The sequence below is a fragment of the Sulfurimonas sp. ST-27 genome (assembly GCF_048081595.1).
Lineage (GTDB): Bacteria > Campylobacterota > Campylobacteria > Campylobacterales > Sulfurimonadaceae > Sulfurimonas > Sulfurimonas hydrogeniphila.
Map to the genome: position 1 here is coordinate 210630 of NZ_CP182226.1, position 14677 is coordinate 225306.

At 38.3% G+C, this 14677-nt stretch carries 21 protein-coding genes; 17 read left to right on the forward strand and 4 right to left on the reverse strand.

What is annotated here, in order from left to right:
- The first annotated feature begins 33 nt into the window (after positions 1–33).
- From ACM66U_RS01175 to ACM66U_RS01185, 3 genes are read left to right on the forward strand one after another with little or no spacing between them, the layout of a single operon-like run.
- On the forward strand, positions 34–381 hold the full coding sequence (locus tag ACM66U_RS01175) for a hypothetical protein (RefSeq protein WP_418640947.1): 348 nt from the start codon (positions 34–36) through the stop codon (positions 379–381).
- An 18-nt stretch (positions 382–399) separates the two neighbouring features.
- Positions 400–1614, forward strand: coding sequence for a PAS domain-containing sensor histidine kinase (locus tag ACM66U_RS01180; RefSeq protein WP_418640948.1), 1215 nt, complete (start codon positions 400–402; stop codon positions 1612–1614).
- Positions 1614–2297 (forward strand): response regulator transcription factor, encoded by a 684-nt coding sequence (locus ACM66U_RS01185; RefSeq protein ID WP_151901226.1) that lies wholly within the window; start codon positions 1614–1616, stop codon positions 2295–2297. Before ACM66U_RS01180 ends, ACM66U_RS01185 begins: the two co-directional genes overlap by 1 nt.
- Positions 2298–2304: 7 nt before the next feature.
- Here ACM66U_RS01185 and ACM66U_RS01190 read toward each other — a convergent pair whose 3' ends face one another.
- The 4 genes from ACM66U_RS01190 to ACM66U_RS01205 all read right to left on the reverse strand — a co-directional run bounded on the left by ACM66U_RS01190 (position 2305) and on the right by ACM66U_RS01205 (position 5490).
- Positions 2305–2433, reverse strand: a complete 129-nt coding sequence (locus ACM66U_RS01190; protein ID WP_255613235.1) for a hypothetical protein — start codon at positions 2431–2433, stop codon at positions 2305–2307.
- A gap of 132 nt (positions 2434–2565) precedes the next feature.
- On the reverse strand, positions 2566–3267 hold the full coding sequence (locus ACM66U_RS01195; protein WP_346389199.1) for an anaerobic ribonucleoside-triphosphate reductase activating protein: 702 nt from the start codon (positions 3265–3267) through the stop codon (positions 2566–2568).
- Positions 3233–3382: an anaerobic ribonucleoside-triphosphate reductase gene (gene nrdD, locus ACM66U_RS01200; RefSeq protein ID WP_151901559.1), complete on the reverse strand. Its 150-nt coding sequence runs from the start codon at positions 3380–3382 to the stop codon at positions 3233–3235. Before nrdD ends, ACM66U_RS01195 begins: the two co-directional genes overlap by 35 nt.
- Positions 3382–5490 (reverse strand): ribonucleoside triphosphate reductase, encoded by a 2109-nt coding sequence (locus tag ACM66U_RS01205; RefSeq protein WP_151901224.1) that lies wholly within the window; start codon positions 5488–5490, stop codon positions 3382–3384. Before ACM66U_RS01205 ends, nrdD begins: the two co-directional genes overlap by 1 nt.
- Positions 5491–5765: 275 nt before the next feature.
- Between ACM66U_RS01205 and rpmJ the strand changes: the two genes are divergently transcribed.
- From rpmJ to ACM66U_RS01275, 14 genes are all read left to right on the forward strand, one after another.
- Positions 5766–5879, forward strand: coding sequence for a 50S ribosomal protein L36 (gene rpmJ / locus ACM66U_RS01210; RefSeq protein WP_041675103.1), 114 nt, complete (start codon positions 5766–5768; stop codon positions 5877–5879).
- Between the two features lie 2 nt (positions 5880–5881).
- Positions 5882–6244, forward strand: a complete 363-nt coding sequence (gene rpsM / locus ACM66U_RS01215) for a 30S ribosomal protein S13 (protein WP_151901223.1) — start codon at positions 5882–5884, stop codon at positions 6242–6244.
- Positions 6245–6255: 11 nt separating this feature from the next.
- Positions 6256–6648: a 30S ribosomal protein S11 gene (gene rpsK / locus ACM66U_RS01220; RefSeq protein ID WP_151901222.1), complete on the forward strand. Its 393-nt coding sequence runs from the start codon at positions 6256–6258 to the stop codon at positions 6646–6648.
- A gap of 11 nt (positions 6649–6659) precedes the next feature.
- The gene (gene rpsD, locus ACM66U_RS01225) at positions 6660–7286 is read left to right on the forward strand and encodes a 30S ribosomal protein S4 (protein WP_151901221.1); all 627 of its coding nucleotides are present in this window, start codon (positions 6660–6662) and stop codon (positions 7284–7286) included.
- Between the two features lie 27 nt (positions 7287–7313).
- Positions 7314–8318: a DNA-directed RNA polymerase subunit alpha gene (locus ACM66U_RS01230; protein ID WP_346389200.1), complete on the forward strand. Its 1005-nt coding sequence runs from the start codon at positions 7314–7316 to the stop codon at positions 8316–8318.
- 11 nt (positions 8319–8329) lie between these two features.
- Positions 8330–8680 (forward strand): 50S ribosomal protein L17, encoded by a 351-nt coding sequence (rplQ, locus tag ACM66U_RS01235; protein ID WP_151901219.1) that lies wholly within the window; start codon positions 8330–8332, stop codon positions 8678–8680.
- Between the two features lie 116 nt (positions 8681–8796).
- Positions 8797–10041: an aldo/keto reductase gene (locus tag ACM66U_RS01240; RefSeq protein WP_418640949.1), complete on the forward strand. Its 1245-nt coding sequence runs from the start codon at positions 8797–8799 to the stop codon at positions 10039–10041.
- A gap of 324 nt (positions 10042–10365) precedes the next feature.
- The gene (locus ACM66U_RS01245) at positions 10366–10641 is read left to right on the forward strand and encodes a NifU family protein (RefSeq protein ID WP_151901217.1); all 276 of its coding nucleotides are present in this window, start codon (positions 10366–10368) and stop codon (positions 10639–10641) included.
- Positions 10642–10650: 9 nt separating this feature from the next.
- The gene (locus ACM66U_RS01250) at positions 10651–11244 is read left to right on the forward strand and encodes a hypothetical protein (RefSeq protein ID WP_151901216.1); all 594 of its coding nucleotides are present in this window, start codon (positions 10651–10653) and stop codon (positions 11242–11244) included.
- The gene (locus ACM66U_RS01255; protein WP_418640950.1) at positions 11234–12529 is read left to right on the forward strand and encodes a UDP-N-acetylmuramoyl-L-alanyl-D-glutamate--2,6-diaminopimelate ligase; all 1296 of its coding nucleotides are present in this window, start codon (positions 11234–11236) and stop codon (positions 12527–12529) included. Before ACM66U_RS01250 ends, ACM66U_RS01255 begins: the two co-directional genes overlap by 11 nt.
- A 100-nt stretch (positions 12530–12629) precedes the next feature.
- Positions 12630–13004: a (2Fe-2S) ferredoxin domain-containing protein gene (locus tag ACM66U_RS01260; RefSeq protein ID WP_151901214.1), complete on the forward strand. Its 375-nt coding sequence runs from the start codon at positions 12630–12632 to the stop codon at positions 13002–13004.
- Positions 13005–13014: 10 nt separating this feature from the next.
- Positions 13015–13380, forward strand: coding sequence for an aspartate 1-decarboxylase (panD, locus tag ACM66U_RS01265; protein WP_151901213.1), 366 nt, complete (start codon positions 13015–13017; stop codon positions 13378–13380).
- Positions 13381–13401: 21 nt separating this feature from the next.
- On the forward strand, positions 13402–13695 hold the full coding sequence (locus tag ACM66U_RS01270; RefSeq protein WP_346389203.1) for a YbaB/EbfC family nucleoid-associated protein: 294 nt from the start codon (positions 13402–13404) through the stop codon (positions 13693–13695).
- A complete protein-coding gene (locus tag ACM66U_RS01275) occupies positions 13696–14676 on the forward strand; it encodes a DUF7488 domain-containing protein (RefSeq protein ID WP_418640951.1) in 981 nt (326 codons plus the stop codon).
- Position 14677 lies beyond the last annotated feature (1 nt).

Genomic DNA, 14677 nt, shown 5'->3' on the forward strand with positions numbered 1-14677 from the left:
CCTTATAATAATAGCATAAAAATCAGGAGTGAGATGATGATTTTAGGAAAATGCCCATATTGCGATGACGGTGCAATTGAAGTACGCGACAAAGAGGTGCGAGGAAAAAAAGTAAAACTCTATGCCTGTTCAAACGCCCACTGGCAGACAGAAGACGGAGAGATGTTTGAAGTGACGCCGGAATCTACATGCAGCTTCAGAATCTGGCAGAACTCTTTGGCAAAATACGGTAAATGGCTGGGTTACAAGGAGGTCAGAGAACTTTTAAGTGAGAGGGAACTCGAAGTGGAACTGCTCAGTAAAAAATACGGCAAAAAGATTTACTATACAAAAAATATCATTTTGAATGAAGAGTATGGCGTAAGTGTACTTTGGGATTAGTTTGGCTAAAATTAAACTATGTTAGAACAGTATAAAGAAGCGATTGAAAAAAGCAATATTATCTCAAAAACCGATGTCAACGGCATCATTACCTTTGTCAATGAGGAGTTTTGCAAAATTTCGGGCTATTCAAAAGAGGAGCTTATCGGCAGAAACCATAATATTGTCAGACATCCTGATGTCGCAACCTCCGTGTTTAAGAAATTGTGGGAGACAATCAAGGCAAAAAAAACATATAAGGCCACCGTAAAAAACAGAGCAAAAGACGGGAGAACTTTTTATGTCAATACCACCGTCATTCCCATCCTTGACAAACAAAACAACATTGAAGAGTTTGTGGCGATTCGTTATGATGTTACAAAAGAGGTGTTTTACAAAAAGAGTCTGGAGCAAAAAGAAAAAGAGCTGCAGGAACTCAATGAAAATCTTGAAAAAAGGGTGCAGGAGAAGACACAGGAGCTTAAAGAACTCAATGAAACGCTTGAGCTTCGGGTGCAAGAAGAGATAGCCAAAAATGAACAAAAGCAAAAAGTGATGTTTTGGCAGTCACGGCTTGCAAGTCTGGGCGAGATGCTTGCAAACATAGCCCATCAGTGGAGACAACCGCTCACAGAACTCAGTCTGACACTCTTTAGTTTAAAAAAAGCAGCGCTTAACAACGAAGAAGAGGAAGTGCAGAGTCTGTATGATGAGAGCAAGGCAATTATACAGAATATGTCGACGACGATTGATGATTTTACCAACTTTTTTAAACCGACAAAGCAGAAAAACTATTTCAAAATAGCAGACAGTATCAATGAATCATTAAACATTTTAGAAAAAATTATAATCAAAGAGATGATCAGTGTGCATACTGAGTTTGAAGATGTGGAAATTTTAGGCATTTCAAATGAGTTGACACAGGTGATTATCAATCTTATCCAAAATTCAAAAGATGCTTTTTTACAGTCGTCTGTTTTGATAAAAGAGATACATATACGTGTAAAAAAAGAAAAAGATTTTGCACTTATAGAGTTTAGTGACAATGCCGGCGGTATCAAAGAAAAAGAGATTTATAAAATTTTTGAACCCTATTTTACGACAAAGCACTCCTCTTCGGGTACAGGACTTGGGCTGTTTATGTCGAGAATGATTTGCGAACAGGGCTTGAACGGTTCCATAGATGTAAAATCCAAAAACGGTTCTACAACTTTCAGTATAAAAATTCCGCTGCAAAACAGAGAGAAAAGATAATGAGAAATAAATTTTTAAAAAGTCTGAAAGTTTTATTTGTTGAAGATGAAGAAAAACTTTCACTGTTGCTGAAAAATGCTATCGGAGACCATTTTCACAGTTTTTTACTGGCAAAAGACGGAGATGAGGGCTTACATATATATAAGAAGGTTTTTCCGGACATTGTGATTACCGATATTATGATGCCAAACAAAAGCGGACTGGAGATGGCTCAGGAGATCAAACGTATAAATCCACAGAGCAAAATTATAATACTGAGTGCTTTTAGCGATGTGGAAAAATTGTTGGGTGCAATAGATACCGGAGTTGTTAAGTACTTTATAAAACCTTTTGATCCGGATGAGGTTTTAGAGTATATTCTCTCACTCGAAGCAAGCATTGGTAAAAAGCTTTTAAATTTTTTGGACGGATTTGTATTTAATAAAACCACCAACAGTCTATACAAAAACAACAGATATATCGCACTTTCAAAAAAGGAACTTCTGTTTTTGCAGGCGTTAGTCAAAAACTATGAGGAGAACCGAGGTATTTTGGAGTATGCAACAATCAAAAATATGATTTGGAAGGAAGATGTAAGTGATGAAAGATTGAGAACATTTATAAGGCGCTTTAGAGAAAAAACCTCCAAAGAGTTCCTTATAAATGTAAAAGGACTTGGCTATCAGATAGCGTTTAATCAATAGCCTCGGATTAATTCTGACCCGGATGGTATGGTCTTGCAATAGCCGGTTTTTTCACTTCTTTTTTGTCGTAGTGTACTGTGTCCTGTGCCTGTAGTGCAACCATTGCCAATGTAAATGTCAGTATAACTTTTGTCATGATATTTCCTTGTGAAGAGTATACAAATACTCAGTTTTTTTTAAATAAGACAAATTTTGTCTGATTTAAATTTCACAGAATGATAACTTATAAACGGCAGTAAAAAATTGATTTACGTCAAGAAAAAGGAATTTATCTCCAAATAACAGGAAAATTACTTCTTAAGAGGGATTTGTTGAAAGGTTTTGAAGGTTTTTGCAGTCCGCCTACAGTACTTTTTGCTTCGATAAACTCCTGAATATAATAGGTATTCTTATAGCCTCTCTCTTTTAAATCTGACAGAATGCAGTTGATGTCATCTACATTGAGCAAATCGCTATGGAGTGTGGTGCGTACTTCAAAATCAATACCACTGCGGATAAGCAGGTCAAGTGTTTGGCTGAATTCATGAAATTTGCCGGAGTGTGTTACAGGTGTGAATTTATATTGGGGGGCTTTATAATCCAGCGCGACATAATCAAGCAGGTCCAGACCAAGGAGTTCCTTTACATGTAAAGGGTTTGTGCCGTTGGTATCAAGTTTGATTAAAAATCCGAGCTTTTTGATTGCCTTGCAAAAGTCAGTGAGGGCATAGGAAGAGGCTTCTCCGCCTGAGAGAACGACAGCATCAAGCAAAGAGACTCTTGTTCGCAAAAACTTCAGCACATCTTCCATACTGTAACTGCCTTCTTTTGCAAAGACTATCTCTTTGTTGTAGCAAAAATCACAGCGCATATTGCACCCGCTGAACCATATGATGCAGGCTAGATGATCAGGGTAGTCCAGATGGGTAAACTTTGTGATATCATAAATGCATTTTTTACTCTTTGAACTGTTTGCGTTGTCTGTGTTCACCGGTTTTTCCTAGGTTGAAGCTTTCAACAGGACGATGATATCCCATGACTCGTGTGTATACTATACATTTTTGTCTCTGTTCTTTAAGTTCTTCTAAGATTTTATTTTTATTTATCATGATGCTTCCTTTTTGTTGTTTTCATATTCTTGTATCAGTGCTTCGTCACATTTTGGGCAGTATTCGTGTTCTCCTGAGAGATAGCCGTGTTTTGGACAAACTGAAAAGAGCGGTGTTACCGTAATGTAAGGCAGTCTGAAATTTGTGATGACATTTTTGACCAGTCTGCGGCAGGCTTCGGTTGAGCTGAGACGCTCCTGCATGTAAAGGTGCAAAACAGTGCCACCGGTGTATTTTGTCTGCAGTTCATCCTGCAGAGTGAGTGCTTCAAAAGGGTCATCTGTCAGACCCACAGGAATCTGTGAAGAGTTGGTATAGTAGATGTTTTCATCCATACCGGCCTGTATGATTTTGTCACCGTATCTTTTTTTGTCCTCTTTGGCAAACCGGTAGGTTGTTCCCTCCGCCGGTGTGGCTTCAAGGTTGTAAAGATTGCCTGTTTCCTCCTGAAACTCGACCATTCTTTTTCTTATGTGGTCTAATATCTCAGTGGCAAAGTCAATGCCCTGTGTGGAACTGATGTCATAGGCTCCTCCGGTAAAATTCAAAATCATTTCATTCATCCCGTTGACCCCGATGGTAGAAAAGTGGTTTCTAAACCCGGGCAGATATCTTTTTGTATAAGGGAAAAGTCCTCTGTCGTACATCTCTTGAATAAAAACACGTTTTTTCTCCAGTGTAGACTTTGCATACTCCATCAGTTCGTCAAGGCGTTCAAGCAGAGATTCCATATTGCCTTTGTGCAAAAAGCCCAGCCTTGCCATATTAATAGTGACAACCCCTATGCTGCCTGTCATTTCCGCACTGCCGAAAAGACCACCGCCTCGTTTAAGCAATTCTCTTAAATCAAGCTGTAGTCTGCAGCACATACTTCTGACATGTCCGGGTTTGTAGGCCTCTTCATTTGCGATGATTTCCCCGTTTTTGTCCCGTTTGTATTGGCTCCCTATGAAATTTTGGAAGTAGGAGGAGCCAATCTTAGCGGTGTTTTCAAACAGCAAATCCGTATTTTCACCGTACCAGTCAAAATCTTCTGTAATATTGACGGTAGGTATAGGAAATGTAAAAGGCTGACCGGTTTTGTCTCCCTCTGTCATAACCTCATAGTAAGCTTTGTTGATGATGTGCATCTCTTTTTGAAAATGTTTATAGGTCATCTCTGTGAGGGATGAAACACCCCTCTGCAGTGCTTTGAATCTTAACCCGGTATCTGAAATATTTTTAAAAAGATGCTCCTGCTTACATGTTGGAATCTGATCCTTCAAATCATCAGGAACGTTCCAGTCTATAGTAATATTTGTAAAAGGTGATTGTCCCCATCGAGCGGGTACGTTTAGGTTATATATGAAACTGCGAATACTTTTTTTTACCTCCTTGTATGAAAGTTGATCTTTAAAAAGATAAGGCGCCAGATAGGTGTCAAAAGATGAAAAGGCCTGGGCGCCGGCCCATTCACTTTGCAAAATTCCCAAAAAGTTCGCCATTTGTCCGAGAGCTTCTCTGAAATGCTTTGGTGCATCACTCTCTACTCTTCCCCTTACTCCGTTAAATCCTTCATCCAGAAGAACCCTCAGACTCCAGCCGGCACAGTATCCGGTCAAACAGTCCAAATCGTGTATGTGATAGTCCCCGTTTCTATGTGCATACCCCTCTTCTTTTGAGTAAATTTTGTCAAGCCAGTAGTTGGCAATCACTTTGCCTGCTGTATTGTTTACAAGACCGGCGCTGGAGTAGCCTGTGTTTGAGTTTGCTTTTATTCTCCAGTCACTTCCGCTGATATACTCTTCTATAGTCTGTGTCGAATGGATATAGGTAGTATCATCTTCAATGGCTTTTTCTCTTTGAAGTTTATGAAGATGTCTGTAGAGTATAAAAGAGCGCATAACATCAAAATATTTTGCTTTGTACAGCTCTTTTTCTATAATGTCCTGTATATCTTCAACAGCAACAATCCGTTTAGCTTCAAGTCTTTGAATGACTTTGATGTATACCGCTTCGTCAAAATCTACATTTTCACTTAAAAAGGCTTTTTTGATGGCATCTTCTATTTTATAAGAGAAAAATTGTTTGTAGGAACCGTCTCGCTTTAAAATATACTCTACCATCTGTTGTTTTCCTTCTTAAGTGATATCGACAGTTTATAAAAACCGGCGTTAAAAATCACTAATAAAATTTGTCACTTTTGTGTCACTTCCTATGCTCTTAATAATACTTTTACATTGTTTTGGATATAATTCCCATCCACTTTACTGTTTTAACAAAGCAAAGAGTATTTCTATCTATATGAATACATGTAGATAAAAGTATTGGCAAGCAACGTTATTACAAGTGTTATGCGCTTGCCTAAAGGCAGTAAAGATGTTACCACAGGAGACTTTCAATGAAAGTACGTGCTTCAGTAAAGAAGATGTGTGATGACTGTAAAGTTATCAAAAGAAGAGGTATTGTAAGAGTAATCTGCAAGAACCCTAAACATAAACAGAGACAAGGATAATCATGGCTCGTATTGCTGGTGTTGATTTACCTAAGAAAAAAAGAATAGAGTATGCATTAACATACGTCTATGGAATTGGTCTTCATACTGCCCGTCAAATATTAGACGCGACAGGAATTGACTACAATAAAAGAGTTTTCGAATTAAACGAAGAAGATGTAGCAGCTATAACAAAAGAGATCCGTGAAAACCATATGGTTGAGGGTGATTTGCGTAAAAAAGTTGCTATGGATATTAAAGCACTTATGGATTTAGGTTCATACAGAGGGCTTCGTCACCGTCGTGGTCTTCCATGCCGTGGTCAAAAAACTAAGACAAATGCGCGTACTCGTAAGGGTAAACGTAAAACTGTCGGCGCAGCGTAAGGAATTATAGTATGGCAAAAAGAAAAGCTGTTAGAAAAAAAGTAATAAAAAAGAATATATCACGTGGTATCATTCATATTGCGGCATCATTTAATAATACTCTTGTGACTATTACAGATGAAATGGGTAATATGATTGCTTGGAGTTCTGCCGGTTCTTTAGGATTTAAAGGTTCTAAAAAATCAACTCCGTTTGCTGCACAGGCTGCTGTTGAAGATGCAGTTGCAAAAGCACAGGTACATGGTATAAAAGAGCTTGGTATTAAAGTTCAAGGTCCCGGTTCTGGTCGTGAAACTGCAGTAAAAGCTGTCGGAGCTATCGAAGGAATCCGTGTTACATTTATGAAAGATGTTACACCATTACCACACAACGGTTGTCGCGCGCCTAAGCGTCGTAGAGTTTAAGGAGATTACTGATGGCAAGATATAGAGGTCCAGTAGAAAAAATCGAGAGAAGATTCGGAGTAAGCCTTAACCTAAAAGGTGAGCGTCGTTTGGCAGGAAAATCTGCTTTAGAGAAGCGTCCTTACGGTCCAGGCCAGCATGGTCAGCGTCGTAAAAAAGTTTCTGAGTATGGTTTACAGCTTAATGAAAAGCAAAAAGCGAAATTTATGTATGGTATTTCTGAAAAGCAATTCCGTGCTTTATTCGTTGAAGCTAAGCGTCGTGATGGAAATACAGGTACAAACCTTATTACATTAATCGAGCAGAGATTAGACAATGTTGTGTACAGAATGGGATTCGCATCTACTCGCAGATTTGCACGTCAACTTGTAACACACGGTCATATTTTGGTAGATGGCAAAAAACTTGATATTCCTTCTTACCGTGTTAAACCGGGACAAAAGATTGAAGTAAAAGAAGCGAGCAAAAAGAACAATCAGATTGTTCGTGCTATTGAGCTTACAAACCAAACTGGTCTTGCTCCTTGGGTAGACATTGATGCTGAAAAAGTGTATGGTATCTTTACTCGTCTTCCGGAGCGTGAAGAAGTTGTTATTCCAGTTGAAGAACGTTTAATCGTTGAACTTTACTCGAAATAATAATTTAATACAAAAGGCGTAAAAGATATGAAAAAAATTAAAACTACTCCACTTGCTCCACAAGAGTTTGAGGTAGAACAAATAAGTGACAATGAAGCAAACATTATGGCATACCCTTTTGAAGTAGGGTACGCTATATCGTTGGCTCATCCACTTCGCCGTTTTTTATTAAGCAGTTCGGTTGGTTATGCACCAATCGCAATTAAAATCGAAGGTGCCAAACATGAGTTTGACTCGGTTCGCGGTATGCTTGAAGATATTTCAGATTTTATTTTAAATTTGAAAGAGATACGCTTTAAACTGAACAATGATGCAACAGAAGCTGAGATTAACTACAGTTTTGCGGGACCGTGTGCCATTAAAGGCGGCGATCTCAGCAATGATGAAGTAGAGGTGGTAACACCGGATGCTCCGCTTGCAACTTTAAATGAAGATTCTACACTGAATTTTACGCTTAAAATTGCACAGGGTATCGGCTATGTTGCGAGTGAAGATACTGCTGCGGAAGTTGATGATGATGAATATATCGCATTGGATGCATATTTTACTCCGGTAAGAAGTGCTACATATAAAATTGACAATGTATTGGTAGAAGATAACCCTAACTTTGAAAGAGTTATTATGAATATCAGAACTGATGGACAAATTTCACCAATCGATGCATTTAGAAACTCTTTGGAAGTAATGTATGCACAGTTGGCTGTATTTAATTCAGAAATCAGTATTAAAGCGCCTGCTACCATTGAAAGAGTTGAAGAGTCACCTGATTTGAAAAAACTAACAACAAACATTGACAGTTTAGGATTAAGTGCGCGTAGCTTTAATTGTCTTGATCGCTCAAACATTAAACTTATTGGTGAGATTGTACTTATGAGTACAAACGATTTGAAAAATGTGAAAAATCTTGGAAAAAAATCTTACGATGAAATCGTAGAAAAAGTTCAAGAGTTTGGTTTTGAAGTTGGTGCTGATTTAGCTGATGATGTAGTTACTGCACTAAAAAAGAAAATAGAAGCCGTACAGGCACAATAGAGGAATGAGATATGAGACACCGTCATGGATATCGTAAGCTAGGTCGTACAAGTGCACACCGTAAAGCACTTTTAGCGAACCTTAGTATTTCGTTAATAGAACATGGTAAAATAGAAACAACTGCTGTAAAAGCAAAAGAGCTACGCTCTTATATTGAGAAACTTATCACAACTGCTGGTAAAAATGACTCAAATGCACACAGAGCAGTATTTGCTGCGCTTCAAAACAAAGAAGCAACGAAAACTTTAGTAAATGAACTCGCACCGAAGTATGTTGATCGTACAGGTGGATATACTAGAATAGTGAGAACTCGTATTCGTCGTGGTGATGCTACACCAATGGCATTTATCGAATTAGTATAGTTACTATATTTACAATACCAGACCCTGTGTCTGTTATTGTAACTTCTTTTTAAACTTTCCCCATTAGACAGAGAGAATTTACGAATTCTAAAATACTTTACAATACAGGACGCATTATGAGTACTTTCGCATTCGGAACTTACAGAGTCACAGATGAGAATCCTTTGCATATAGAAGCATTGAAAGAGGCTGTATACGCCGGGATAGAACTGATTGATACCTCTACAAATTATACAGACGGCGGTGCCGAAAGAGCAATCGGCAAAGTGCTGCGCAGTGTTCCTGATGAAATCAGAGATAAAATTAAAATTGTAAGCAAATACGGGTATATTCAAGGCTCCAATATGCTCGCACACAAAGAAATGCCTTTTGAAGATGTTGTAGAGTTCAGTGAACACTGTTACCACTCAATTGCAAAATCGTTTCTAAAAAAACAGCTTGATGCTTCACTCCAAAGACTGCAAATGAGTAAACTTGATTGTTATTTAATTCACAATCCTGAGTATTTTTTGCTTGATGCTCTCAATAAGGGCAAAAACAGAGATGAAGTTTTGGATGAAATGTACCAAAGAATCTATGAAGCATTTGTGGGCTTGGAAGAAGAGGTCAAAGAGGGACGTATCAGCTCCTACGGTATCAGTTCCAACAGCTTTGCAAAGGCAGAGGACGATTTGGAGTTTTTGCCCTATGAAAGTTTACTGACACTTGCCCAAAATGCCGCAGATGAAGCGGGAAACAGACAACACAGTTTTACCACAGTGCAACTGCCAATAAACAAAGTTGAAAAAGAAGGTCTCAAATGTGCGGCCTGGGCGAAAAAAAATGGGCTGAGAGTCCTTGCCAACCGTCCGTTAAATGCACAAAAAAACAAACTGATGCACAGACTGGCCGATTATGATGAAAGCAGGGAATATTATACCTGTCTGAATGAATTGCTTCAAGCCTGTGACAATGATTTACTCAAACCGTTGTATAATTTGATTGAACAAATGGATGAAAATAAGCACAGGTTTGGATGGATTGGTGAGTATGACACTTTTTTGCATTCACAGATTATTCCTCATATAAGAGAAGCATTGAAGAATTTAGAACCGGATTCTTTGGATGAATTACTCAGATTTGTAGATCTTTTTTTACAAGAGTACAGAACAATGGTTGCATACGAGTGTTCAAAACGTGTGAGAAGTGAACTTAAAGAAGAATTTCAGGGGTGTCATAAAAAAACCCAGGTGTGTGCTTTGGAATTTTTATATAAACAGGATGTAATTGATTATATACTCGTCGGTATGCGAAAGCCCTCTTACGTACAAGAGGTTATGGCTTTAAAAGATGAGTTAAATAATAATTTTATGACTTGTTAAGCGATTTTGTCATATTTTATGATAATAGAAGAGTTATATTGCCATCCCAAAGCAAACTTAAGCATACCAGTAACTCATCAAGAGCTAAGATGTGAAGTAGCTATTCTGAAGGCTCTACTAGTAGAGTTGAAAAATAGATGCTTTGCAGATTGCCTCTTTATGAGTTATCCAAAGGACGATTAAAAGAACATACACTTGACTTCGTTACAAATCCTTGAAGCTACTAGTAGCTCCTGCGAATTTGTGCCTTGCAATTGCATATTCTTTTAATCGCTGGTATACTTAAGTTTGCTTTGGGATGGCAATAATATAAAAAGGATAAGTATGATTCCATTTACAGATGAAGAATTATTGGAACCGGTTCGGCGTGTTATAGACAAGGTGCGCCCCTCTTTGGCGCTTGACGGGGGAGACATAGATTTTATTACCGTGAAAAACGGAAGTGTCTATGTACAGCTAAAAGGTGCATGCATAGGGTGTGCGAGCAGTGGAAGTACATTAAAGTACGGTGTCGAGAGACAGTTGAGAATGGATATCCATCCTGAAATAACTGTTGTCAATGTCCCGATGGGCATGGAAAACGATATAGATAATTTATAAAAGAAGCATATGGGAACAATAAGTAAATATAAAATATTATCACAGGCAAAAGAGAATTTTTCGCGGGCGGAATATAAAAATGCCTTAGATAAATTTGCACAGGTTTTGCAAAATGATCCGGATTCAAAAGAGGCTTTTAACGGAGTTATCCTTTCGGAAATGGCTATGAGCGGAGAAGAGGGTGCCGAAGCACTGTTTGATTATTATGAAATATTAAGAGAAGAAGACAAAGAAGAAGCTGATGCTATTATGAGTGAAATACTTGAAAGCATGGACGGTACCCTGGAAAAACTCAGTGAAGTATTTGCCGAACCTTTGCGTAACAGATTGGAGTTTGAAGAGGGGATTCTTTACAGTGATTTTCAAAAAATTTTGGATGAAGGCGGAGATTTTGTAGAAACCTTTGAAAATATTATGTTTTCTACCCGAGTAATTATAACAAACAAAGAAGATTTTTTAGATTTTTTAGACAAACTGATAGAACATGATTTTGCACAAATGGCATTAACCTATCTTGAAAATGCTCTGAGTGTATATCCCGGTGACAAACTCTTGCGAAAACTGTTAAAAAAACTGGCACAGGGCAAAAATATTGAAAATTGAACTGCCAAATCAAGCGTATAAATATATCACTGAAAACTCAAAAGAGTGTGATGCCGAGACGGCGTTTGTTCTGACGCACCAAAACAGCGGCTATATAGAAGATGCAAAGAGGAATAATGCCCACTCTATTGTCAGAATCGAAGACATTGCAGAGTTCTTTGGTGTTGACCAGATTAAAATAATCGGTATTACCGGTACAAACGGCAAAACTACAACGGCGAGTGCAATCTATTCATTTTTACTCGATCTTGGCTACAAGGCTGCAATGCAGGGAACCCGCGGGTTGTTTATGAATGATGAGGCATGTGAGGGAAAAACGCTTACCACCCCATCCGTACTCAATACCTACCGGCATATTTACCAGGCAGTGAGTGCGGGATGTGAGTATTTTGTAATGGAAGTCAGTTCCCATGCAATCGTGCAAAAACGTATTGAAGGCCTCAGTTTTGCGCTGAAAATTTTGACAAATATCACTCAGGATCATCTGGACTATCATAAAACTTTAGAAGAATATATACATGTAAAAAACAGTTTTTTTCAGGATGAGAGCAAAAAACTTATAAATAAAGATGAATCCAAAGCTGCATTTAATTTTAAAAATGCCTACACATACGGTATAGAAAATCCTGCAACATACAGACTTATGGCATATTCTCTCAATGACGGTTCAAGCGGTATTATCCAGCATTTTCAAGAGATTGTCCCTTTTACCGCTTCACTTCACGGTTTTTTTAATCTGTATAATTTGATGGCTGCCATATCGGCAACACATCTCATAACAGACAAAAGTCTTGAAGAGATTGCAGATGTGGTGGATAATTTTGCAGGGGTGAGCGGAAGAATGGAACAGGTCTGTGCTGCTCCGAATGTCATAGTGGATTTTGCACACACACCTGACGGTATGGCTCAGGTACTCAATGCTTTGAAAGAAAAAGAACTGATTGTCGTTTTTGGAGCAGGCGGTGACAGAGACAGAAAAAAACGACCGCTTATGGGCAGGGTAGCTGCAAGTCTTGCCAAAAAGGTCATTGTTACGAGTGACAATCCTCGTTATGAAGATCCGCAGACAATTGTAGAGGATATTTTAGAAGGCATACAGGAAAAATCAAATATTATGGTTGAGCTTAACAGAAAAAAAGCAATACAGATGGCACTTGAGTTGCAAGGAGAAGATGACGTTGTTGTTATTCTCGGAAAAGGCGATGAAACAGACCAAATTATTTATGATGAAAAATTTCCTTTTGATGACAGAGAAGTTGTAAAAGAACTTTTAAATTTAGAGTGAAAATAGTAGAAAATAGCTTAAAAATCTAAACTTATTTCACTTTATTAGAAAACAGATGCAAATTTTCGATATAATTGCGAAAAAATTAAGGATTATTTCAATGGGAATTCCACAACCGGCATTTTATATCTTCAAGTGTGAGCAGTCTGCTCCTCCGGGTATGCCAAAACCATCATGTGTTACACCAGAGACGCAGGACCTGTTTCAATACACGGCCCAAAAACTGATGAAAGAAGGGATTATGATGACAGCACCAATCGTGCGCACTTCATGTCTTAACCGTTGTTCGGCAGGTCCTGTTATGTTAGTAGAGCCGGGACATACTATGTATGTAGGCCTAAACAAGGAAAAAATTGACCGTATTATAGAAGAACATATAATCGGCGGAAAAGTTGTTGAAGAATATGTAATTGATTCTGAAATGTGGGATGAGCCTATATCTCCTGCTGATGCAAAAAAACAGATGGGAATGTAGGAAAACAGTCATGTTAATGGAAATGTTGTACAGCAAAATACACCGTGCCACTGTAACTGATGCTAATTTGAACTATGTTGGCTCGATTACCATAGATGAAGAACTTTTAGAAGCTGCCAAGATGAGAGTCGGACAAAAGGTAGAAATCCTTAATATTAACAATGGTGAGCGATTTTCTACCTACATCATTCTAGGCGAAAGAGGAAAACGTGACATTTGCTTAAATGGTGCAGCAGCAAGAAAAGTACACAAAGGCGACAAGGTTATCATTGTAGCCTACGGTACTTATGACGAAAAAGAACTTGAAAGCTACAAACCAAAAGTTGTTATTTTGGATGATGACAATAACATCGACGCTATTCACGATGAGATTTAATGATGAATGTGAGATGTCATAGTGTTTGGTAATCTTGGCGATATGGGCAAACTCCTTGAAGGAATGCAGGAAAATGCTGCAAAACTTCAAGAAGAGCTGGCAAATAAAACTTTTAGTGTCAAAAGCGGTGGAGGGATGATTGAACTCACCCTCAACGGCAACGGCGAAGTCATTGATCTTAATATTGATGAAGAGCTCTTAAGCGACAAAGACTCCCTGCAAATTTTACTTATAGGCGCCATCAATGATGCAAATAAAATGGTACAACAAAATCAACAAAACAGTGCTTTGAGTATGTTTGGCGGGCTCAAATAGGTGCTTCGCCTGTTTCTCATACTGCATTTATTCTTTTTCAATGTTTATGCCTGTAAAGGCGGGTATGATTTTTGTGTCAAAAAAGCAAAAGATGCAAAAATCATACATGGCAGGGCACTTTTTATTCCTGTCGAAAAAAATCACCGTATTGTCTTTTCCCGACAAAAACCCCAATCAAAAATTTTAAAACATGACCCCTTTTTGTCTCTGTATCTTATCGAAGAGAAAACCTCTTTTGCCTATCCGTATGATCTGAATATGCGTTTACAGCTTGGAACTGCTATAGTCAATGCCGAGGAAGCCAAAGAAGGAAGTATGCTGGTACATCAGGTAGGACTCGACTTTTTTGGAAAATACAGTCAAAAACTTTCTTTGCCGGCTATCATCAGCAGCAGCTGCTGCTCTTTGGAAGCTGTTGTCAGTAAAAAAGGGGTGATAGAAAAAGAGTATCTGCAGTATTTTCTCAAAACAGAAAAGGTCCGTTATGCTGACATCGGTGTTCGTGTAAATGATGCAAACAGATCAGTAGTCGTCATTGCAAGTGATCCCTATATGCCGGACAATCCTTTTAAAAAAGGTGACTGTATACTGTATTACGACAACAAAAAAGTGAAAAATGCCGCATCATTTATGAGAAAAGTTCTTTTTGGCTCTTTGGGAGTTAAACACACGGTGCAGATAAAGCGTGGAGGAAAGTTGCTGACTTTTGAAGTGCAGAGCAGGCAAAGATACGGCGGTGGTTTTTTGAGTGATACCTTCTTGGAACAAAAAGGGATCTATTTTGATGAGGGTTTACATGTAAGCCGGTTAAAAAAAGCCTTTAAAAACTATGGACTCAAGACTGGAGACAGACTCATACAGGTGAACGGTATCACTGTAAAGAACCAGGAAGAACTGCGAAAATATATAGAAAACTTTAAAGACTACTCTTCTTTGTTATTTGAACGCAATAACTTTCAGTTTTTTGTAAAGATTAAGTAGA